The following is a 19,862-nucleotide window of genomic DNA, read 5'->3' on the forward strand; positions in this document are numbered from 1 at the left end:
TTGATTGCCGATTCATATCCAAGTTAACATATAATCTGCAAGTTCTGTTTTAGTTAATCCTATCACAGTATAATTAACAAGGTGTTGTTCTAAAATTTTCAAAGCTTCAGGGATTATTAATTTATCAACATTTATTTCTTTCTCTTGCCGTAATATTGATCTTACTTGCACAAGCTTAAGGTCTTTTACATGTTGCTTATAAATATGCTCGACTACAACTATAACTATAGTGCCGTCATTACACACTCCTAAGGCAGTACGAGCATGAGCCGGATCATCTTGCTTTGAATTATCTACAACATTTTTACCGTTTTGAACCAATAAGGGAATACCGGTTACTATTGAAGCAGTGTTACTTAAATTTATAAGCTTACCGTCTTTATCGATAAATTCCAAAATTAACTTTACAGAATCATTTATATTTACTACCGGCAAACTTGTTGCTTGTGGAAAGGACCAATATAAAGCCTTTCTGTAGGATTTGATTATCACCATGCTTACTTATTGCCGTAACAATAAAATTAGACCTATTCTGATCAATCAAAATTTCTTTGTTAGTTATACGACGTTAATGTGGTAGACGCCCAAACATCATTATAGAAAGTAATATCTTTTAGGTTTGAAAAATAATGAACTTGATTTGGAATAACAGATTTATCGCCTATTGCTACTAAAATTTTTGCACTAGCCTTGGTAATTTGAATATTGCCCTGATCTATAATTAACAAACTTTGTAGTTGTTTTCTAAGGCTAAATAGCTTGCTATCTATCATTAAAGTAAGACTTGGTCTGCCGTCATCACCACCAGCGATTTCAAAGAATCCGACATTAATAGCAGCAGCTGCATTAGTGCGGTATACCATAACGTTTACTGTTTCTCTGCCTTATCACCTGATTATGAGCTTTAACTAGTTTTAACCCAAAATTCTTAGGATCAATAGTTAAGACATGAATCACATGCTTATCTTTTTCATAACGATTATATTTTAAGCCTTTATATTCCTTTATATTTTAAAACTGATTATTAAAGCAAGCAATAAGTAAACTAATCTAATCATATTGTTTTACTTTTTTTAACAATAAAATTTAACCATAATGCCTCTTTACTTGGAGAGAATCTCTTACTCTTTCAAAAAGCCTGTTAAAATAAGGTTTTATTGTATCTTCATGCATATTGTAAAAATCGCGATCATCACGTTGTATAATATCTGAACCGTATCCGTAAGAAACATAAAAAATGCCTTCCGGCTTTAATGCAGCATGAATTTTTTATACACATTGATTGTTTCATTATAAGGTACATAAAGGAGAGTTGCTTGAGCCCAAACACCATCAAACGACTCCTTAAAATCAATATCTTGAAAAGTGGAGTGCAGTACATCTATTCCGGTTGCTTTTGTAGCTCATTTAACCATTTCGGTTGAACCGTCAAAAGCAGTAACTTGATATCTTTGACTTAAACAATATCGTGTATCACGACCAACTCCGCAACCTGCATCTAAAATATAAGCTTGTTCAGGTAAATAGCTAGTAAATGCTTTATAGTTATCAGACAAATCTGCATTGATTGTTCTGCTATAAAACTCTTGAGCGTTATTATTATAATATTGTATATTTTTCCCAACTATTAGTATATTTATACTCACCAAACAATAACATACAAATAGAAAATACATATAATTTCTATTATATAATAGACTTCTTTTCGAACTCGCTTATAGGGAGGAATTTGGAGGAAACACGGAACGCAGCACCGCAGCGTATAAAAAAGTACGTGAGGATGCGAGTACCGGATTGACGTATAAATTACCCCTAGAAGTAGAGTTCGAAAAGAAGTCTATTGACTATTAGACTTAAAAATGGTCTACTTATCAAGAATAAGTCTTAAGGTTTATATGATAAAAAAAATAATATTTGGAATAGCTATTTTACTTAGTACAAGCTGCTTTGCCAATAGTACAACTTCTGACGGCTCAAAAAAAGATGCAGCAAAAACTAACGATATTACAACACAAAAAATTATAGATGATTTTTCTGCTTACGCCGGTACTATAAAACCGGAAGTACGGGAGGAAATACAAAAATATAGAGTAGCAATAGTCAAGATTAATAAGAAGAAACGTGAACTATATAACAGGCTTTCCAAAGAGGCTCAAAATTTTTTAGCAGAGCAACAAAAATATAAACAAAAACTATCTATCTCTAAGCTACGGGTAGAAAACAACCAAAAGAATAATACTGCTGATTCTAATGATAATAAGAGCCAAAATACAAAATAAATTACTTTTCTTAGCCGTTATTGTGCGGGTCAAAAATCGTCATTGCGAGCAGCCGTAGGCTGTGGCGGCCATCTCATGAAATAATAACAAACTCCTGAGATTGCTTCGTCAATTGCTACGCAATGTCCTCGCAATGACGGATAAACCTATCCATACAACAACTCCACTTTTAGCTAGGTATTTCATAAATCTGCTCTACTACACCATCAAGACCCATTAAAAAAGTATAAACTTTTAATTGGGGGAATTTTTCTTTTATTATATCACGGGCCTTGTTTAAAATTGCTGCATGTGCTGCCGTTTCTTTTTCCTTGGTATTTAGCTGTTCCTGACCTATAAGTATTTTATAAGCTCCACATTCTCTATGATCAAGAAAAACAATTTGTTTTATGTTATGTAATTCTTGCAAAATCTCAATAGTATCTTCTATTGTTTTTCCCCAATAAGTATATTTGTCGTTAATGAGAGCAAGCGATGCACCGGGCAGTGATACTTTATCAAAATTATCTTCTAATCCTAATTGCTTCATTAATTTATCTGTTTCGTCTATTAATCTAAAATCTACACAACTAATTAAAAGAGTAGAAGCTTCATTTAATGTTTTTAAATGTTCATTACTTACTTCTACCTTCACAACTTTCTTATTGGCAATTATATCATTGTTAGCAGCGTAAAGATTTAAACTAGACACCATAATAAACCCTAAAATTATATATTTTACATGTATCATAAAATTCTCCTATTTAAAAATATTTCTTATAGGCTTTAAAATAAGAATAACCTGTAATGATTGTTAAAAAAGCGGCAATCCATAAAATTATTTCCCCTACTATATCTAAATAAATAATTCCTGAACCTTTTGAGCCTAGTATCAATATCGATAAAGCAAACATTTGTAAAAACGTTTTTACCTTAGCAAGTCTCGATACAGGCACACTAACCTTTACTAGAGTTAAAAATTCCCGAAGACCGCTAACTAAAAATTCTCGTGCTAAAATTAATAAGCAAGGTATCTCATCTACATTATCTTTTTTTAGTAGCATGATAATAACGCAACCTACAAGTAGCTTATCTGCTATAGGGTCAAACATCTTACCGAAACTTGTAACTAAATTATATTTTCTTGCAATATAACCGTCAAAAAAATCCGTAATACTAGCTAAAACAAATAATAATGCCCCAAGTGTACGTGCAAGTGAATTATTTATATAAAATACCAGTATAATAACTGGAATTACCATTATTCGAGCAATAGTTAAATAATTAGGTAAATTTTTATCTATTCTCATTAATTAAATTTATTAATATAATATTGTTGAATGATGGATAGAATATTATTCCAAGACCAATATATTAAAAGTCCCACAGGAAAACTACTAAACATAAATAAAAAAATTAGCGGCATAAATTTCATTACTTGAGCTTGCATCGGATCCGCAGGTTCAGGACTCATTTTTTGCTGTAAGAACATAGTAATAGCCATTAAAATAGGCCATGCTCCAATCATTAAAAATGACGGCGGCGAAAACGGTAATAAGCCGAATAAATTAAAAATAGTAGTAGGGTCAGATGCAGATAAGTCTTTAATCCAGCCGTAAAACGGTGCTTGCCGCATTTCAATAGTTACATACAATACTTTATAAATGGAGAAAAATACCGGAATTTGAACAAGTATAGGTAAACAACCAGCTACCGGATTTACTTTTTCTTTTTTATATAAAGCCATAATTTCTTGATTTAAACGTGCTTTATCATCACTGTATAAATTTTTTATCCTATCGATTTCCGGCTGTAAATTTTTCATTTTTTTCATCGAACGATAAGACTTATTGGCTAAAGTAAACATTAATAGCTTAATTATAACCGTAACAATTAATATACTAACACCGAAATTACCGACATAGCCATAGAAAAAATTCATGGCGTAGAAAACCGGTTTGGTAATTATATAGAACCAGCCGAAATCAATAGCTCTATCAAATAATTTAATATCATATTGCTTTTCATATTTATCAAGCAAGTCTACTTTTTTTGCTCCAGCAAAAATTCTGCTTTTAATTGAAAAATTTTCGCCAGGCTTTATTATTTGTACCGGTGAAATAAAATCTACCTGATATCTTTCAGTCCCTTGCTTAAGAGCATAATTAAAATTCGAGCTGTAATTACTTGATTTATCCGGAATCAAGGAAGATAACCAATATTTATCGGTAATCCCTATCCAATCAACCTTACTTGCTGCAAATTTTTCACTTTTCTTATCTTTAATATCATCATAAGAATATTCTTTAAGATTCTCGTCTATACACCCGATAGGTCCTTGATGTAATATATTCACCGCTTTCTCTACGGCAATATATTTACGATTTATTAAACCGTAAGATTGCACAGGAAGTTCTTTATTACTATTATTAACGATGGTTTGCTCTATAGTAAATAAATAGTTTTCATCGACAGCAATAGTAACTAAAAATTTAACTCCGTCTTCATTAACCCAAAATAAATGCACAGGTTTTTCAGGGCTTAATATTTCACTATCACTATTCCATATAGTATCGTTGTTAGGGAGTTTTACACTAGATAAATTACTAACTAAACCAACTTCAGCAAAATATGCATTTTCTGTATTAGCCGGTGAAAATAATCTCACTTCAGGACTATTTTTAGATAAATCTTGTTTATATTTCTTTAATATTAAATCATCAAATCTAAGTCCTTTTAATGAAATAGAACCGGTAAGTGATTCAGATTCTATTTTAATACGCTGTACTTGACTTTCTGCTTGCACAACAATACCAGTTGCAGGTTCGACTAAAGCTTTTAACTGTTGTTTCTTTAAATTTTCTGCTTTCTGCACTGTTATTTGCTGTTGCTGTTTTTTTTGTTCAGGTTTTACAACAAAATACTGCCAACCGAAAATTATACTTAAAGACAGTATAATAGCGGCTATTAAATTAATTATATTATTATTCATTCCTAGGTCTTAAATTTTAATATTTTTAAAGCTTTAAGTTTTAAAACATTTAAAGCAAATAATCAAGTAGTATAATATACTTCTTTGCTTTCAAAAGTAGTAAATATCCAAGCTGAAAGACAACTTCCATCTTGGATACAAATTTAATTTATTTTTACTACTTTTCATTTTACTTCGGATATATTATACCACTCCTACATTCTGAAATATTTTTAATTTAAATTCAGGAAGTATAGAAATGAAATGTTCAGAAATATTGTCCTGTATATTTTCATAACCTACTAAATTTACTTCTTTAACAAAGATATATATTTCTATAGGCAACCCATTAATCGTAGGTTCAAGCTGTCTTACTAGAAAAGTAAACCCTTCGGTATAAACTGCTGGATTATTTTTTAGATATTCCTGAATATATAATTTGAATAGTTTAATGTTGGTTAAATCTTTCTCTTCTTTATCAAGAGTGATTTTATCTATTACATCCTTTGATATATAAGGAGATTTTTTTAGTGCTTGTAAAATAGTAGCATCACAGAAGTTAATAGTTGCCATATTAATATTAAATACTCTCTTTATCCTTCTTGCTCCTGATTCACTAATTCCTCTATAATTAGTTACGTTAGAATTTAAAATGCTGTAAGTAGGAACTGTGGAAATAGATTGGTCAAAATTCCTAATTGTTACTACGGAAATAGTAATTTTTTCAACTGTTCCTTCAATTGCGCCTATACGTACCCAGTCTCCAATATTAATAATTTCTTGAGTAGTTAGTTGCAAGCTTGCAAGTAATCCTAAAACGGTATCTTTGAAAACAAATGTTAAAAGAGCTGCGGCTGCACCTAAGCTTGTTAAGAATGTACTAAGCGAAATATTTAATATATATGAAATAGTTACCATTGCTGCAATAACTATGATAATAATTTTTAATATTTGAAAATATAAGCCAAGCGGTGCATTTTTTGTAACGGCTTTGATTCTATTGTGATACAGATCCGCAAAAGCATCTATAAGCGTTAATAATAACATCGTCACAGATATACCAGTATATAAGATTACTATAGTATCTTTGATTCCCAGTAATACATGTGCTTTAAAAGAAGTAGGATGAAAAATCTTTCCCCAACATACAAAGTAAAGTGCTAATAAAGTATGTAATAAATAACGAAATATAGGATATTTTTTTATCCTTTCATAATCATCATAATGATGTCTAGTTAAATAATTTTTTACCGGAATAAAAATTAATCTTTTAATTAGAAATATCACCGGTATAAGAGATACTAACATAACAAACAATAATACTAACTCAGTACTTGAGGTATGATATAGATCCATTAAATATTGCATATTTTACCTATCATTATTATTATAAATATAAATCTTTTTTATTATTACTAAGAATTTTATTTTTATCAATAATTTTAACTCAAAAGAATTTGGTATTGCTAAGCAAATATAGATACTGTCATTGCAAAGCCACGAAGCAGCTGCGGCAACCCATAAAAATAATAAAAAACTGAATTGCCTAGTCAATTACTTACGTAATTTTCCGTAACTCAGACTTTAAATGAATTAAATAACTTATTTATCTATGACATTTCCTAATATCAATCCAATTATTTTCTCTATAGGTCCACTTGCTATCTCTTGGTATTCTCTTTCATATGTAATAGGAATTTTGCTAGGCTGGTTCTATGCAAATAAAATTATAGAAAAATTTAAGCCTCAAATTACCAAAAAAAATCTAGAAGATTTCATTACTTATGCCGTTATAGGCATAATAGTCGGAGGCAGACTAGGGTTTGTTTTATTATATAACCCTTCTAGATATTTTTCAAATCCAATAGATATCTTAAAAACTTATGAAGGCGGGATGTCTTTCCATGGCGGAGCTTTAGGGGGGATTATTACTGCTTATTTGTTTTGCCGAAAATATAAAATTAATTTTTTAAGTCTCACGGATATAATAGCCCCTGTAGTACCTATCGGATTATTTTTAGGTAGAATCGCTAATTTTATTAACGGCGAACTATACGGACGTATTACAAATTCTTCTTTTGGTATGATTTTTCCGAATAGCGATTTGATGCCAAGACATCCTAGTCAATTATATGAAGCTTTTTTTGAAGGTTTAGTATTATTTAGTATCTTAGCATATACAACATTTAAGCACAAAACTCTTAAAAAGTGCGGTTTAAACTCAGGAATATTTTTCACATTTTACGGTCTTTTCCGAATCACTATTGAAATATTTAGAGAACCCGACATACAAATCGGGTTTATTTTAGATAACTTAACTATGGGACAGATTTTATCTGTACCTATGTTACTTTTAGGAAGTTATTTAATATGTCAATCGAATCCAAAATAAGACAATTAATTGATCAAAACGGTTATATTACTTGCGATGTCCTCATGCAGGAGGTATTAAACTTAAATCCTACTTCCTATTATAAGCAAGTAAAATCATTAGCTAATGAAGGTGACTTTGTTACGGCTCCTGAAATTTCACAGCTATTCGGTGAAATTATCGGCTTATGGTGTATCAGAGAGTGGCAAAGAATTGGCTGCCCAAAAAGTCTTAGTTTAGTAGAGCTTGGTCCTGGTCGAGGTCTATTAATGCGTGATTTACTACGTACTGCAAAATTAGTACCGGAATTTTATAAAGCCTTATCAATTGAACTAATAGAAATTAATAAAAATTTTATTGCTTATCAAAAGGCTAATTTACAAGATATTAATTTACCGATTAGTCATCAATCATTTGTAGAAGATATACCAAAAAAACCTACTATAATAATAGCTAACGAATTCTTTGATGCTATACCGATAAAGCAATATATTAAAGTCAAGGAATTATGGTATGAAAGAATATTTGTAGTGCAGCCGGTAGACGAAAGAATTAAATACGATAAAATAAGCGTTAATAAGCAACTACAAGAATATCTGCTGCGTACTCATATTGAAGCAAAAGACGGGGCAGTACTTGAAGAATCTTATAAATCGATAGAAATTATAAAATTTATAGCGCAGCATCTAAAAAGACTAAGCGGCAGTGGCTTAATAATAGATTACGGCTATGATATAGCTCCGAATGGTAGAACTAGATATCAATATAATCAAACATTACAAGCGGTTAAAAACCATAAATATTGCCCCATCCTTGAAAATCTTGGAGAAGCTGATTTATCGGCACATGTGGATTTTTATGCATTAAAGACGGTAGCTAAAAACAGCAAAATAAACGTAATAGATACAATATCGCAACGAGATTTTTTAATAGAAAATGGAATCTTATTACGTAAACAAACATTGCAAGACAAGCTTAATGATAGACATCTTGCCAAATTCGCTTATAGAGAGGAATTTAAAGGAGACACGAAACGCAACACCGCAGCATACACTTTAGTACGTGAGGATGCGAGCATCGGATCGACGTATAAATTACCTCTAGAAGTAGAGTTTGGAAAGATGTCTGAGCAGGCACAAATAATAGAAAGACAGGTAGAAAGACTAATATCACCGAAACAAATGGGAGAATTATTTAAAGTATTACAAATTATGAATTAATTTAGGTTTTGTGGACATTTCTAAAAAGATTTAATTTTGGCTATTTGTTGCTGCAAATTATAAGATTTTTTTGAAATATGACTAACTATTCCGCAAAAATCTTATTAATTTTTGTTACAAAATACCTCAAAATAGCAAAGCAACTAGAAATGTCCACAAAAAAACCTAGGTTCTGAGTCTTGATTATAAATGGACAACTTAAGTCCCCTTCTTCACATTTCAGCATGGCTTCAAATTCTTTTTTATACGCATCTCGGTACTTAATCCATAAATTTGGGGATTTTTTAAGTAAATTAACTTGTTCTCGTTTGTCTGAAATATGTTTTAATATTTCTTGGTATATTTGATTTAGTTTCGTATCAACTTTCTTATATTCTGCAGCGACACAATAATTCATATCACCTTGTATCATGGTATTATTACAATCAACAGAAAATAATTGCTTTTTTCATTATTTTATCATTTTTAAAAATAATTAATTAAGAATCACAAACCGTGACGTTCTGCAATTAAACTTTTTATTTTACCGATAGCTTTAGCAGGATTTAAGCCTTTCGGGCAGGTCTTAGTACAGTTCATAATCGTATGACAACGGTAAAGCTTAAATGGGTCTTCTAAATCTTCAAGACGTTCACCGGTATTATCATCCCTTGAATCGGCAATCCATCTATATGCTTGTAGTAAAATCGCAGGACCCAAATATTTATCACCGTTCCACCAATAGCTAGGACAAGAAGTAGAACAGCAAGCACATAATATACACTCATATAAACCGTCAAGCTTTTCTCGGTCTTTAATCGACTGTAACCTTTCAGAGTTTGAAGGGGTAGGGCTATCGGTTTTGAGCCAAGGTTCTATAGATTCGTATTGTGCATAAAAATGCGACATATCAGGTACTAAATCTTTCACTACTTTCATATGAGGAAGCGGATAGATTCTGATATCGCCTGATATATCTTCTATTGGTTTTATGCATGCTAAAGTATTTGTACCGTCAATATTCATTGCACAACTACCGCAAATTCCTTCCCGACAAGAACGCCTAAAAGTTAAAGTAGAATCGATTTCGTTTTTGATTTTAATTAAAGCATCTAAAACCATCGGTCCGGTTTTGCTTAAATCTATCTCAAAACTATCGATAGTAGGATTCTTATCAAGATCAGGGTCATACCTATAAATTTTTATCTTTCTAGGTTTAAGCATTTCCTCTTGTTCTTTATGCTCTCTACCTTTTTTTACTACTGAATTTGGCGGTAATCTTAACTCTGCCATTTTAAGTACTCTCTTAAAATTTGTTTTTAGAACTATACAAAATAATTAGCTAATTCACAATCTTTCATACCTGTTACGTGGATGACATTAATGTCTCTAGGTTGCCATGCTACTTACAGTTACTCACAAGGTATTGCCAGCGTGGATACCGATGTCATTCCCGCAGCAGCAGGAATCCAGAAAAAATAGTCTTAGTACTAACAAAATAAACCTAAAAAAACAAATTTTTTGTAGGTTTTACTGGATTCCCGCTTCTGCGGGAATGACATCAAGAGCATTTACTGGTCCACGTAACAACGCCTACTCACAATGACGATATTTATAGTTAGCAATCCATATACGAAGATCAACTGCAAAAAGAGCCAGGAGTTCACAAGACGAAGAACGCAGCATATACTTAATACGTGAGTACCGCAGTACTTGTAGAACGACTTAGCCAATTTTTGAAGTTGATCGAGTATATTACATTATCCATTAAACTGCTCTTTTATTGAGTCATATATATTTTATAATCTCATCTAATTTTTTAGTTTCAATTACGCTGCCATTATTAATATTCAGAATATTTTTAACATTCTCAAGCAATAATATATAGGGTTTGTGATATTGTACTATTCTGATTACTTCATACAAAAGTCTACATCTCCTATACCAAGCCTCTTACCTGAAATACTAAAAGATTGGCAAGGAAAACCGGCACATAAAATATCATGTTTAGGGATTTTGGTTTCTGATATTTCCGTAATATCACCGTATGGCTTATCACCGAAATTTCTTTTATATGCTTCTTGTACGTCTTTGTCTATGAAAAAACACATTCAAGACCCTTTATTTCCAAGGCTTTTCTAAAACCACCGATACCACAAAATAAATCTATAAATTTATACATAAATTATACTACTAAACTTAGGAAGCGTAATTTTCTTTTTTAGCTTTAGTTGTTTTTGTTTTCTCAGGTGATTTGTCTTTATCTATTTTTATAGTAGATGAATCATTAAAAGGAAATTTATTCTCCTCTTCTGAATCTAAAGCTCTACCACTAAGTAAATTTTTAATTTGCTGACCGGACAATGTCTCATATTCAATTAAAGCATTTGCTAAGGTATGAAGTTGATCTATATGTTTTGTTAAAATATCTTTTGCAAATTCATATCCTTGCGTAATAATTCTTTTAACTTCAGCATCAATTAACTCTGCAGTAGCTTCCGAGGTTTCATTATTAGGTTGTCTACCATACATATCGTCACCACTTGAACCGTGAAATATTGGTCCTATTAAATCACTTAAACCTGCTTTTGTAACCATCGCTCTGGCAATATTAGTTGCACCTTTTATATCCGACGAAGCTCCTGAGGTAACTTTATTTCTACCGAAAATAATTTCCTCCGCTACTCTTCCTGCCATATAAACTGCTATAGATGATTCCATCTGTTCACGATTCTGAGAATATTCATCAGTTTCAGGAAGTCTTTGTACCATCCCAAGAGCATTACCACGCGGTATAATCGTAGCCTTATGAATAGGCGATGCTGCAGGACAATAAAGTCCTACTAATGCATGGCCGCCTTCATGATATGCAGTCAACCTTTTTTCTTTCTCCGACATTGCAATGGAGCGACGTGCAACTCCCATCAGCACCTTATCTTTTGCCTCTTCCATGTCGTGCATATCTACTTCTTTCTTACCAAGCCTTGCAGCAATAAGAGCAGCTTCATTAACTAAGTTAGCAAGTTCAGCACCGGAAAAGCCCGGGGTACCGCGAGCAATAATTCGTGCTAGTACCGTACTATTATATTTAATTTTCTTTAAATGTACTTTTAGAATTTGCTCACGACCGTTTATATCAGGGTTTGCAACGGCAATTTGACGATCAAACCTACCGGGACGCAGTAATGCACGATCAAGAACGTCAGGACGGTTTGTAGCTGCAATGATCACAACTCCCTCGTTTGCTTCAAATCCATCCATTTCGACTAACATTTGGTTTAAGGTTTGCTCACGTTCATCATTGCCGCCACCCATACCGATACCTCTATGACGACCTACCGCATCAATTTCATCGATAAAGATAATACAGGGAGCATTACGTTTACCCTGTTCAAACATGTCACGCACACGGCTTGCACCGACACCTACAAACATTTCAACAAAATCAGAGCCGGATATGCTAAAAAACGGAACATTAGCCTCACCTGCAATTGCTTTAGCAAGAAGTGTCTTACCGGTTCCGGGAGGACCTATAAGTAAGCAGCCTTTCGGTATTTTACCACCAAGCTTTTGGAACTTGCTTGGATCCCTTAAAAAATCTACTATTTCAGTTAATTCTTCTTTTGCTTCATCGATACCTGCTACATCTTTAAAGGTAATTTTTGGTCCTTTATCTGATAGCAACCTAGCTTTAGATTTTCCAAACCCCATGGCTTTCCCACCTCCATGCATTTGACGCATGAAAAAAACCCAAACACCTATCAATAAAAGCATAGGAAACCAAGAAATTAAAAAGCCTAAAAAGGTATTCATTCTTGTTTCAAGAGGCACTACTTCAATATTAACGTCATTGCTAGTAAGACGATTTACTAAATCAGGATAATCAGGAGCATAAGTATTAAAAGTAGAGCCGTCATTTGAAGTGCCTTCAATTACTCTACCCTGAATTTTTACTGAATTAACGGTCTTTTCATCAACTCGTGTTAAAAAATCCGAGAAAGTTATATTATTTCTTCCACCAAGTAAACTGTCAGATTGGAACACATTAAAAAGTAATATTACAAAAATAAAAAGTGCTGCCCAAGCTAAAATACTTCTACCTTGATTATTCATCGATATAAAACCTAATAAAAATTTTTATTGGTATAAGAGAGGTCTGTAAATAAATTTTATCGTTAAAATTTATTCACAAATAACCTCTTAAATACCGGTGTTAGCAAAAATGGGTGAAACGAGATACAAAATTTGGAGAAAAAGATACTTCAAAGTTCCACATGTCATTATCATAATATGATATATGTGGTATTGCTATAACTTTTTCAAGTATTTTAATGATAGGTAAGGTCAATAAAACTGCATTGTGGTTTTTGCAGGATAGATTTTTCAAAGGTTCTAAATCTAATTGTTTCTTTATTATTTTATAATCTTTTAACGATAGATGAGTTACAAAACAATTTGGAGTTTCTTGATTTTTTGTGATACAAAATCTATTATCCCAAATAACGGATTTATCTAGTAATATTTTACTCTCAGGCAATTTTTTGCCGAATTCCCTGTATATAAGTAACTCGTTTTGTATGCGCTTAATTATACAGCCATGAAGTGTATTCTTAAAGTTTACGTCTTGAGTAATTAATTTCAAAATAGGTTCTACCGAATAAAAACGAGCTGCTCTAGATTGTCCACTAATTATTATCAGTAAAAAATTAATTATTTGTACTTTCACCTCATTTGAAAACTTATCAAATTTAACTAAATCAAGAAAAGCAAAGCCATATTCAAAAATCTTGACCGCTTCAGCTATCGCCGATATTAATTCAGGCTTAAACTCGTTTTCTATAAGTTTGTTGGTTTTAAGTTGTTGTGAGATTATTGCGGCTTTAGACATCTTTCCACACTTCGCTTCTAGAGATAATTTAGACGCCGTTCCGGTACTCGCATCCTCACATACTACAGTGTACGCTGCGATGCTGCGTTCCGTGTCTCCTTTAAATTCCTCTCTATAAACTGGTTTGGAAAAATGTCTAATATAATCTGCACCTTTAGCTAATTTTTGCCTAATAACATTTCGTCTATATTTATCAGATGAATTTGACTCATCTTCAAACCATTTTATATTATGCCTGACTAAATATTCTACTAATTCACTTTTTGGAATATTATATAGCGGTCTAATTATTTGTATATTATTATACCAATTGATATTACTGCTACTAAGTCCAAATATACCGCTATTACGCTCTAATCTTAAACAAAAATTTTCTACGTAATCATCTTCATGGTGAGCAGTTAAAAGTACTAATATATCGAGTTCTAGACATAGATTTGTCATCAAATCATAGCGTCCTTCTCTTGCTCTTTCTTGTAAATTGGAAAAATTATTTTGATGGTCAAAAGATAAACTATAATGCTTGCGATTTAGACTATTACTGATATTTTGGATATAATGGGTCTCTTGCTTCGACTGTTCCCGTAAGTTATGATCAACCGATATAACAAATAATTCTATATTATTTTTCTCTGCCCAAATATTAGCAAGATAAAGAAGTGCTACCGAATCGCTCCCACCAGATACTGCAATCGATATTTTAGATAAGCCAAAATTACCTATTAGATTATTGATATTATACTCAAATTTTTCATATAGCATGGTTGAAAAATGTTAGTATTGTAAAGTGTTTGGATATTGTGGTCAAACTTAGTAGTATGTCATTTCCGCGTAGGCAGGACGTTGTTGCATGGCTCTTATGTCATTCCTGCGAAAGCAGGAATCCAGAAAAAAAGTATAAATACAGCAAATTCTTGAAATTAAAAGCTCGATTTATCTTGCTTTATGCTGGATGCCCGCCTACGCGGGAATGACATCGAGCAAGTTTCTCAATCCATACAACAATGCTCTACTTTTGCAATGGTAACAAAAAACTACACAATTAGATGATAAAAAAAATTTATGCTGACTCAGCTAAATCTTCTGAAGTTTCAGTCTTTTGTTCGCGTAAATAATCTTGTGCTTCTGATTCTGATCTTGCAACAATAACCGTAACTATAGCATTAAGCTCTGCATGGAGTCTTATTTCAACTGTATAAATTCCGGTAGATTTAATTTGTTTATCAAGAATAATATTTGAATGAGAAATATTATAAGATATATTTTCAGATAATTTATCGGCTATTTCTTTATTAGTAACCGAACCGAAAAGTTTACCATCATTTGATGTTTGACGGATAAAAACTAATTGTTGATCTTTAATAAGAGCATTAATTTTTTCTACTTCTTCTCTTATTTGCTTATCTTTTGCTTCAAATTCGTGTTTTTGTTTAACTATTAGCTCTTTATTAGGCTCAGTAGCTCTAATAGCTAATTTTTGCGGTAAAAGATAATTACGACCAAACCCGTCTGCTACTTTGAGTATGTCGCCAATTTTACCTAATTTTCTTACGGGTTTTATTAATATAATTTCCATGTACTATGCCTTTATTTAGCTTGAAATACAAAAGGTAATAACGCTAAAATTCTTGCAATTTTAATAGCATTATTTAGCTTTCTTTGTTTCTTTGCACAAACATTTGTGATCCTGCTTGGTAACATCCTACCGCCTTCAGAGACAAATTTTATTAAAAGCTCAGGGTTTTTATAATCAATAACAGGTGCATTAGGCACAGAAAGAGGGCATCCTTTACGTCTTCTAAAAAATACTTTTTTAGCAGTTTTATCTCCTACCTTGTGAGCAGCTGTTTCACTAGCATTATTACTTTTTAACATTCTTTAACCTTAATTCTTACAAATTTAACTATTAATCGTTACGTCAATTACCGGAGTATTCTCTGTACTTTGATTTTTTAATATCGGTGAAGGTTCACTACTAATTGAATCTGCTTGAATTGTAAGAAATCTAATGATATTTTCGTTAAGCTTCATTTTTCTTTCTAGCTCTTCTTTTACATTACCAGTAATATCTAGACCTAAAAAATAATAATGTCCTTTTTTGTTATTACCGATTTTGTAAGCTAAAGTTCTTAACCCCCAATATTCTTTTTTTATGATAGTGCCATTATTATCTTTAATAATTTTAGCAAAATCATCAACGATTTTATCTATATCGTTTAATGATACGTCTTGACGTATAATAAAAACTGATTCATAAAAGCTCATGATATATAAGAATCTCCAACAAACAAACTTTAAAATAAAGCTACTTATAGCAACTAAAACTATTAAATTCAAGTATTATCTTTAAAAAATTATTATTTCTGTTTCTTTTTATAAAAAGTTTGCTATAAACCCTAATAAATTAGAAAATTATTACAAAAATTTTTAATTATTTACTAAATATTAATGAAGATTAATTCAGTGTTTGATAAGCTATTACCTGAAGTTTTAATTATAGAAGAAAAAAATAAAAAAGTATTAATATTTCTTTAAGTAATTGATATAAGAGAGAGCAGGATTTAATATAATGAGGGCTTCAACTCTAGAAAAAGCATTAACTTATTTTTTTTAGTCAGCTGCTTGTTGTCATGATTATTAGTGCAGAATTACAAGAAAATCCTTTAATAACAATAAATAACTAACAAAAATATAACGTACTATTTTTTTATAAGCCCTTCTTATCTGAGCAAATAGTAGGTGTAGGTACTTTAAAGAGCTTATTGAGACGTTTCAAGTCAGTTGTACAAGATAATATTATTAAATTTAAGAATCTAAATATTGACTTAAATACTGAAAAAGTATACAAAGACGGACTGAATATTCCTCTAGGTCCTACTGAGTTTAAAATTTTACAACTTTTTTTTCAGGTTCCAAATGAAGTATTTTTGCGTCAAGAAATAATAAAATATTTATGGGAAAGTGAAGAGACCTTTAATGAACGTCTCATAGATGTTCATATAAATAGGATTAGAGAGGTCTTAGGGAAAGACAATTTAATTATTACAACCGTTCGTTTATCGGTTATTGTCTAAATAAAAGATAACTAGAATTTTATTGTCAAAATTTTCTTTGTATTTATGCATTAAGTATGTTAATATCTATTAATATTGATGTATAATAATTTTATTCGTTGCCGATTTATATATTTTATAACTAAAAATTGTAAATTTTATGTTAAGTAAACTAAATAAGCCCGCTTTATTTGCTTTAATATTTTATCCTATTTTTATTATATCTCTTGTAGTTAAATATTCGTTTGATTATGGAATAGGGCTAACTGAAGTTATTTTTATAATTGCTAGTTATTATATTAATAATATTACCGTTGGGATCGGTCTGCATAGGTTATGGTCTCATAATGCCTATAAAATAAATAAATATGCCGAGTTTGTCTTAATTATGCTGTCTGCAGGAACATTACAAGGACCAGCTTTATCTTGGGCATCGAATCATTATAAACATCATAGATATACGGATCAAGACCAAGATCCACATACTCCTTTAAAATTTGATAATAAATTTTTAGGCTTTATGTGGTCTCATATAGGATGGATGCTAGTCGGAAGCGGTAGCTATAAGTCTATTGATCGCATTACTTGGGCTAAGCACGGGAAAAACAATTTATTAAAATGGCAGCTAAAATATTATTGGCAAATAGCAGCTTTTATGAATATTGTCGTGCCTTTATTTATCGGTTACTTAGTCGGTGGTACTATGCAATCGGCATATGCAGGATTTTTATTTATGGGGCTCGGTAGATTCCTACAGCAGCAAGCAACCTTCTGCGTTAATTCTTTATGCCACTTTGCCGGTAGTAAAAAATATTACAAAGGCACTGCTGGAGATATTTGGTGGATGGCATTATTCTTACTCGGTGAAAATTGGCATAATTACCATCATGCTTTTCCTTCAGATTATCGTAACGGTGCAAAATGGTATCATTTCGACGTTCACAAATGGATAATATTTTTAATGAGTAAAATCGGTTTAGCTTCAGAACTTGAACGTACTACAAAAGTACGTATACAGGCAAAAATGCAAGAAACTTTAAGCTATCTTAGTGAAAAACAAAAGCAAAAATTGACTTTAATGCAAACTAAAATAGATCATTTATTAGAAAATCTATGCTTAAAAATTAAAGAGCTTGAAGAATCATCTATTACTATCAAAGAACAATTTAAAAAATCTTTTGTAGAAATACAAGAATCACTTAAAAATTTAGCGGAGCAAGTAAGTGCTGCAACGCAAATAACAGAAAAATCTTCGGAAAAACTATTAAAAATAATTAATAAAAAAATTATTGATGCCGAACAATCTATTTATAAGCTGTATAATAAATTAAATACCTTAAAGGTATCTAATTAGGCATTATTAAATAAAGATAGATATCGTGATTGTAAGCGGGTGTTGGTGTTGTCACAATGACGCAAACTATCATTTTTTACTTAACAACGCCTCTAATTAGTTTCAATTTAAATGATAAAAATTTTAGGTATAGAATCAAGCTGTGATGATACAGCTGTTTCTATAATCACCAAAAATCGAGAAATCTTATCTAATATAATCATTTCACAAAATACAGAACATGCAGTTTTTGGAGGGGTAGTACCTGAAGTTGCTGCACGTTCTCACTTATCGCATCTAGATAAAGCATTAAAAAATGTTTTAAAAGAAAGCAACACTAAATTAACGGACATTAGTACAATTGCTGCAACTTCCGGTCCAGGTTTAATCGGCGGTGTTATAGTTGGCTCAATGTTTGCAAGATCACTAAGCAGTGCTTTAAAAAAACCCTTTATTGCAATTAATCATTTAGAAGGTCATGCTTTAACCGCAAGACTAACCGATAATATTCCTTATCCTTATTTACTCTTGTTAGCTTCGGGCGGACATTGCCAATTTGTAGCAGTTTTAGGTCTCGGAAAATATAAAATACTAGGATCTACTATAGATGATGCCGTAGGCGAAGCCTTTGACAAGGTAGCCAAAATGCTAAACTTAGCTTTTCCCGGAGGACCTGAAATTGAGAAAAGAGCAAAACTTGGCGATCCTCATAAATATAAATTTCCAAAACCTATAATTAACAGCGGTAATTGCAATATGTCCTTTTCAGGACTTAAAACTGCCGTGCGTACTTTAATAATGAATTTAAAGGAAATTAATGACACTGTAATCAATGATATAGCGGCAAGTTTTCAATTTACTATAGGAGAAATTCTAAGTAGTAAGGTACAAGATGCTATTAGAGCATATGAACAAATAACAAATAATTTTGATAAGCAGAATATAGTTATTGCCGGCGGTGTCGCTGCTAATAAATATTTACAAAAAATATTAAGTAGCTGTGCTAAAACATATGGTTATCGGCTTATTTATCCACCTATCCACTTATGCACCGATAATGCTGCAATGATTGCATATGCAGGACTTGAGCGTTACAATAATAAGTTATTTACTCCTTTGAATTTCTGTCCAAAAGCTAGGTGGAGTTTAGAGGATATTAGTAATTAAAATTTATTTACTGATATCCTCTAAGAAGAAATATAATTTTTTAATATTGACACTTCTTAATTTAGTAGTATGATATGTAATTACCATGAAACATGGCAATTACATATATAAAAAAGAGGTAAGTTTATGAGCAATAGCAATTATGAAAACATATACAAAGCATTTTATTGTTTTTCAGAAGCAACCAATTCTGCCTATTCAGCCATAAATACTTTTTTAGAACTACCTAATGTATTTAATAAATATCCTACTGTTATTTCTTTAATTTTTTCTAAAACAGCAACATTAGACTCTAATATAACCAATATAATTAAAAACGGTGTTATTATATATGATATATCAACAGCCTTAATAGGGGCCGTAAATACTTTTTATAAAGATAAAAAACTAGTCGATAAAATATTAAAAGACGGACAGAATGCTATTGATAAGCTTATTGAAACAACAACCTATTTATCGCCAATAGTTACAGATATTACAAATTCTTACTTAGTTGATCCGTATAAAGAAGAAAACGCACTATTATTTGACTTACAAATTCCTAACTCTACTAGTAGTGATTATTATAAATTATCAGGTACTGAAAGTATAACATTATCTGAAATTGAATATTAATACTAAT

21 protein-coding genes and 2 pseudogenes are annotated in these 19,862 nt (G+C 31.3%); 8 read left to right on the top strand and 15 right to left on the bottom strand.

What is annotated here, in order from left to right:
• Positions 1-12: 12 nt before the first annotated feature.
• From RSIB_RS09765 to RSIB_RS02970, 3 genes are all read right to left on the bottom strand, one after another.
• Positions 13-495, bottom strand: coding sequence for a phosphodiester glycosidase family protein (locus tag RSIB_RS09765; protein ID WP_244261516.1), 483 nt, complete (start codon positions 493-495; stop codon positions 13-15).
• Positions 496-554: 59 nt separating this feature from the next.
• Positions 555-863 carry a hypothetical protein gene (locus RSIB_RS09770; RefSeq protein ID WP_004996831.1) on the bottom strand — a complete coding sequence of 103 codons (309 nt, stop codon included), beginning with the start codon at positions 861-863 and terminating at the stop codon, positions 555-557.
• Positions 864-1,403: 540 nt separating this feature from the next.
• The gene (locus RSIB_RS02970; RefSeq protein WP_016728428.1) at positions 1,404-1,646 is read right to left on the bottom strand and encodes a methyltransferase domain-containing protein; all 243 of its coding nucleotides are present in this window, start codon (positions 1,644-1,646) and stop codon (positions 1,404-1,406) included.
• 49 nt (positions 1,647-1,695) lie between these two features.
• On the opposite strand from RSIB_RS02970, the pseudogene RSIB_RS07790 reads away from it, so the two are divergent.
• Together RSIB_RS07790 and RSIB_RS02965 are read left to right on the top strand one after the other, a co-directional pair.
• A pseudogene (locus RSIB_RS07790) lies at positions 1,696-1,845 on the top strand (palindromic element RPE1 domain-containing protein); the annotation flags it as partial.
• Positions 1,846-1,895: 50 nt separating this feature from the next.
• Positions 1,896-2,279 carry a hypothetical protein gene (locus tag RSIB_RS02965; protein WP_004996837.1) on the top strand — a complete coding sequence of 128 codons (384 nt, stop codon included), beginning with the start codon at positions 1,896-1,898 and terminating at the stop codon, positions 2,277-2,279.
• Positions 2,280-2,448: 169 nt separating this feature from the next.
• Here the strand turns inward: RSIB_RS02965 and RSIB_RS02960 are convergent, their stop codons facing one another.
• From RSIB_RS02960 to RSIB_RS02945, 4 genes are all read right to left on the bottom strand, one after another.
• Positions 2,449-3,009: a carbonic anhydrase gene (locus RSIB_RS02960; RefSeq protein ID WP_004996838.1), complete on the bottom strand. Its 561-nt coding sequence runs from the start codon at positions 3,007-3,009 to the stop codon at positions 2,449-2,451.
• A gap of 13 nt (positions 3,010-3,022) precedes the next feature.
• The gene (gene pgsA / locus RSIB_RS02955; RefSeq protein ID WP_004996843.1) at positions 3,023-3,568 is read right to left on the bottom strand and encodes a CDP-diacylglycerol--glycerol-3-phosphate 3-phosphatidyltransferase; all 546 of its coding nucleotides are present in this window, start codon (positions 3,566-3,568) and stop codon (positions 3,023-3,025) included.
• A complete protein-coding gene (yidC, locus tag RSIB_RS02950) occupies positions 3,568-5,250 on the bottom strand; it encodes a membrane protein insertase YidC (RefSeq protein WP_004996845.1) in 1,683 nt (560 codons plus the stop codon). The genes pgsA and yidC overlap by 1 nt, the downstream gene beginning before the upstream one ends.
• Positions 5,251-5,433: 183 nt before the next feature.
• Positions 5,434-6,597, bottom strand: a complete 1,164-nt coding sequence (locus RSIB_RS02945) for a mechanosensitive ion channel domain-containing protein (protein WP_016728427.1) — start codon at positions 6,595-6,597, stop codon at positions 5,434-5,436.
• A gap of 244 nt (positions 6,598-6,841) precedes the next feature.
• Between RSIB_RS02945 and lgt the strand changes: the two genes are divergently transcribed.
• Positions 6,842-7,621 (top strand): prolipoprotein diacylglyceryl transferase, encoded by a 780-nt coding sequence (gene lgt, locus RSIB_RS02940; RefSeq protein ID WP_004996849.1) that lies wholly within the window; start codon positions 6,842-6,844, stop codon positions 7,619-7,621.
• The gene (locus RSIB_RS02935) at positions 7,600-8,820 is read left to right on the top strand and encodes a class I SAM-dependent methyltransferase (protein ID WP_004996852.1); all 1,221 of its coding nucleotides are present in this window, start codon (positions 7,600-7,602) and stop codon (positions 8,818-8,820) included. The genes lgt and RSIB_RS02935 overlap by 22 nt, the downstream gene beginning before the upstream one ends.
• An 85-nt stretch (positions 8,821-8,905) precedes the next feature.
• Here RSIB_RS02935 and RSIB_RS02930 read toward each other — a convergent pair whose 3' ends face one another.
• The 8 genes and pseudogenes from RSIB_RS02930 to rpsF form a co-directional block, all read right to left on the bottom strand.
• Entirely contained in the window at positions 8,906-9,232 is a 327-nt protein-coding gene (locus RSIB_RS02930) for a lysozyme inhibitor LprI family protein (protein WP_004996853.1), read from the bottom strand.
• Between the two features lie 74 nt (positions 9,233-9,306).
• Positions 9,307-10,092: a succinate dehydrogenase iron-sulfur subunit gene (locus RSIB_RS02925; RefSeq protein ID WP_004996855.1), complete on the bottom strand. Its 786-nt coding sequence runs from the start codon at positions 10,090-10,092 to the stop codon at positions 9,307-9,309.
• A gap of 495 nt (positions 10,093-10,587) precedes the next feature.
• Positions 10,588-10,981: pseudogene (locus tag RSIB_RS09775) on the bottom strand (DNA cytosine methyltransferase).
• A gap of 17 nt (positions 10,982-10,998) precedes the next feature.
• Positions 10,999-12,912: an ATP-dependent zinc metalloprotease FtsH gene (gene ftsH / locus RSIB_RS02920; protein ID WP_004996856.1), complete on the bottom strand. Its 1,914-nt coding sequence runs from the start codon at positions 12,910-12,912 to the stop codon at positions 10,999-11,001.
• Between the two features lie 100 nt (positions 12,913-13,012).
• Positions 13,013-14,449, bottom strand: a complete 1,437-nt coding sequence (tilS, locus tag RSIB_RS02915; protein ID WP_004996859.1) for a tRNA lysidine(34) synthetase TilS — start codon at positions 14,447-14,449, stop codon at positions 13,013-13,015.
• Between the two features lie 298 nt (positions 14,450-14,747).
• Positions 14,748-15,263 (bottom strand): 50S ribosomal protein L9, encoded by a 516-nt coding sequence (rplI, locus tag RSIB_RS02910; RefSeq protein ID WP_004996862.1) that lies wholly within the window; start codon positions 15,261-15,263, stop codon positions 14,748-14,750.
• An 11-nt stretch (positions 15,264-15,274) separates the two neighbouring features.
• On the bottom strand, positions 15,275-15,562 hold the full coding sequence (gene rpsR, locus RSIB_RS02905) for a 30S ribosomal protein S18 (RefSeq protein WP_004996865.1): 288 nt from the start codon (positions 15,560-15,562) through the stop codon (positions 15,275-15,277).
• Positions 15,563-15,586: 24 nt separating this feature from the next.
• Positions 15,587-15,952 carry a 30S ribosomal protein S6 gene (rpsF, locus tag RSIB_RS02900; protein ID WP_004996868.1) on the bottom strand — a complete coding sequence of 122 codons (366 nt, stop codon included), beginning with the start codon at positions 15,950-15,952 and terminating at the stop codon, positions 15,587-15,589.
• A gap of 497 nt (positions 15,953-16,449) precedes the next feature.
• On the opposite strand from rpsF, the gene RSIB_RS02895 reads away from it, so the two are divergent.
• The 4 genes from RSIB_RS02895 (at position 16,450) to RSIB_RS02880 (ending at position 19,855) form a co-directional block, all read left to right on the top strand.
• Positions 16,450-16,761 (top strand): winged helix-turn-helix domain-containing protein, encoded by a 312-nt coding sequence (locus tag RSIB_RS02895; protein WP_004996869.1) that lies wholly within the window; start codon positions 16,450-16,452, stop codon positions 16,759-16,761.
• Between the two features lie 139 nt (positions 16,762-16,900).
• On the top strand, positions 16,901-18,094 hold the full coding sequence (locus RSIB_RS02890) for an acyl-CoA desaturase (protein WP_004996871.1): 1,194 nt from the start codon (positions 16,901-16,903) through the stop codon (positions 18,092-18,094).
• A 111-nt stretch (positions 18,095-18,205) separates the two neighbouring features.
• Entirely contained in the window at positions 18,206-19,240 is a 1,035-nt protein-coding gene (gene tsaD / locus RSIB_RS02885; RefSeq protein ID WP_004996874.1) for a tRNA (adenosine(37)-N6)-threonylcarbamoyltransferase complex transferase subunit TsaD, read from the top strand.
• Between the two features lie 126 nt (positions 19,241-19,366).
• A complete protein-coding gene (locus RSIB_RS02880) occupies positions 19,367-19,855 on the top strand; it encodes a DUF5424 family protein (protein ID WP_004996876.1) in 489 nt (162 codons plus the stop codon).
• Positions 19,856-19,862: the final 7 nt, after the last annotated feature.

The organism is Rickettsia sibirica 246, from assembly GCF_000166935.1.
Classification (GTDB): domain Bacteria; phylum Pseudomonadota; class Alphaproteobacteria; order Rickettsiales; family Rickettsiaceae; genus Rickettsia; species Rickettsia rickettsii.

Coding starts and splice junctions, on each gene's coding strand:
- rpsR (WP_004996865.1), bottom strand. CDS start 15,562: ATGTTAAAAAGTAATAATGCTAGTGAAACAGCTGCTCACAAGGTAGGA.
- rpsF (WP_004996868.1), bottom strand. CDS start 15,952: ATGAGCTTTTATGAATCAGTTTTTATTATACGTCAAGACGTATCATTA.
- ftsH (WP_004996856.1), bottom strand. CDS start 12,912: ATGAATAATCAAGGTAGAAGTATTTTAGCTTGGGCAGCACTTTTTATT.
- tilS (WP_004996859.1), bottom strand. CDS start 14,449: ATGCTATATGAAAAATTTGAGTATAATATCAATAATCTAATAGGTAAT.
- tsaD (WP_004996874.1), top strand. CDS start 18,206: ATGATAAAAATTTTAGGTATAGAATCAAGCTGTGATGATACAGCTGTT.
- RSIB_RS09770 (WP_004996831.1), bottom strand. CDS start 863: ATGGTATACCGCACTAATGCAGCTGCTGCTATTAATGTCGGATTCTTT.
- RSIB_RS02935 (WP_004996852.1), top strand. CDS start 7,600: ATGTCAATCGAATCCAAAATAAGACAATTAATTGATCAAAACGGTTAT.
- lgt (WP_004996849.1), top strand. CDS start 6,842: ATGACATTTCCTAATATCAATCCAATTATTTTCTCTATAGGTCCACTT.
- RSIB_RS02880 (WP_004996876.1), top strand. CDS start 19,367: ATGAGCAATAGCAATTATGAAAACATATACAAAGCATTTTATTGTTTT.
- RSIB_RS02925 (WP_004996855.1), bottom strand. CDS start 10,092: ATGGCAGAGTTAAGATTACCGCCAAATTCAGTAGTAAAAAAAGGTAGA.
- RSIB_RS09765 (WP_244261516.1), bottom strand. CDS start 495: ATGGTGATAATCAAATCCTACAGAAAGGCTTTATATTGGTCCTTTCCA.
- RSIB_RS02965 (WP_004996837.1), top strand. CDS start 1,896: ATGATAAAAAAAATAATATTTGGAATAGCTATTTTACTTAGTACAAGC.
- RSIB_RS02890 (WP_004996871.1), top strand. CDS start 16,901: ATGTTAAGTAAACTAAATAAGCCCGCTTTATTTGCTTTAATATTTTAT.
- rplI (WP_004996862.1), bottom strand. CDS start 15,263: ATGGAAATTATATTAATAAAACCCGTAAGAAAATTAGGTAAAATTGGC.
- RSIB_RS02945 (WP_016728427.1), bottom strand. CDS start 6,597: ATGCAATATTTAATGGATCTATATCATACCTCAAGTACTGAGTTAGTA.
- RSIB_RS02960 (WP_004996838.1), bottom strand. CDS start 3,009: ATGATACATGTAAAATATATAATTTTAGGGTTTATTATGGTGTCTAGT.
- pgsA (WP_004996843.1), bottom strand. CDS start 3,568: ATGAGAATAGATAAAAATTTACCTAATTATTTAACTATTGCTCGAATA.
- yidC (WP_004996845.1), bottom strand. CDS start 5,250: ATGAATAATAATATAATTAATTTAATAGCCGCTATTATACTGTCTTTA.
- RSIB_RS02930 (WP_004996853.1), bottom strand. CDS start 9,232: ATGATACAAGGTGATATGAATTATTGTGTCGCTGCAGAATATAAGAAA.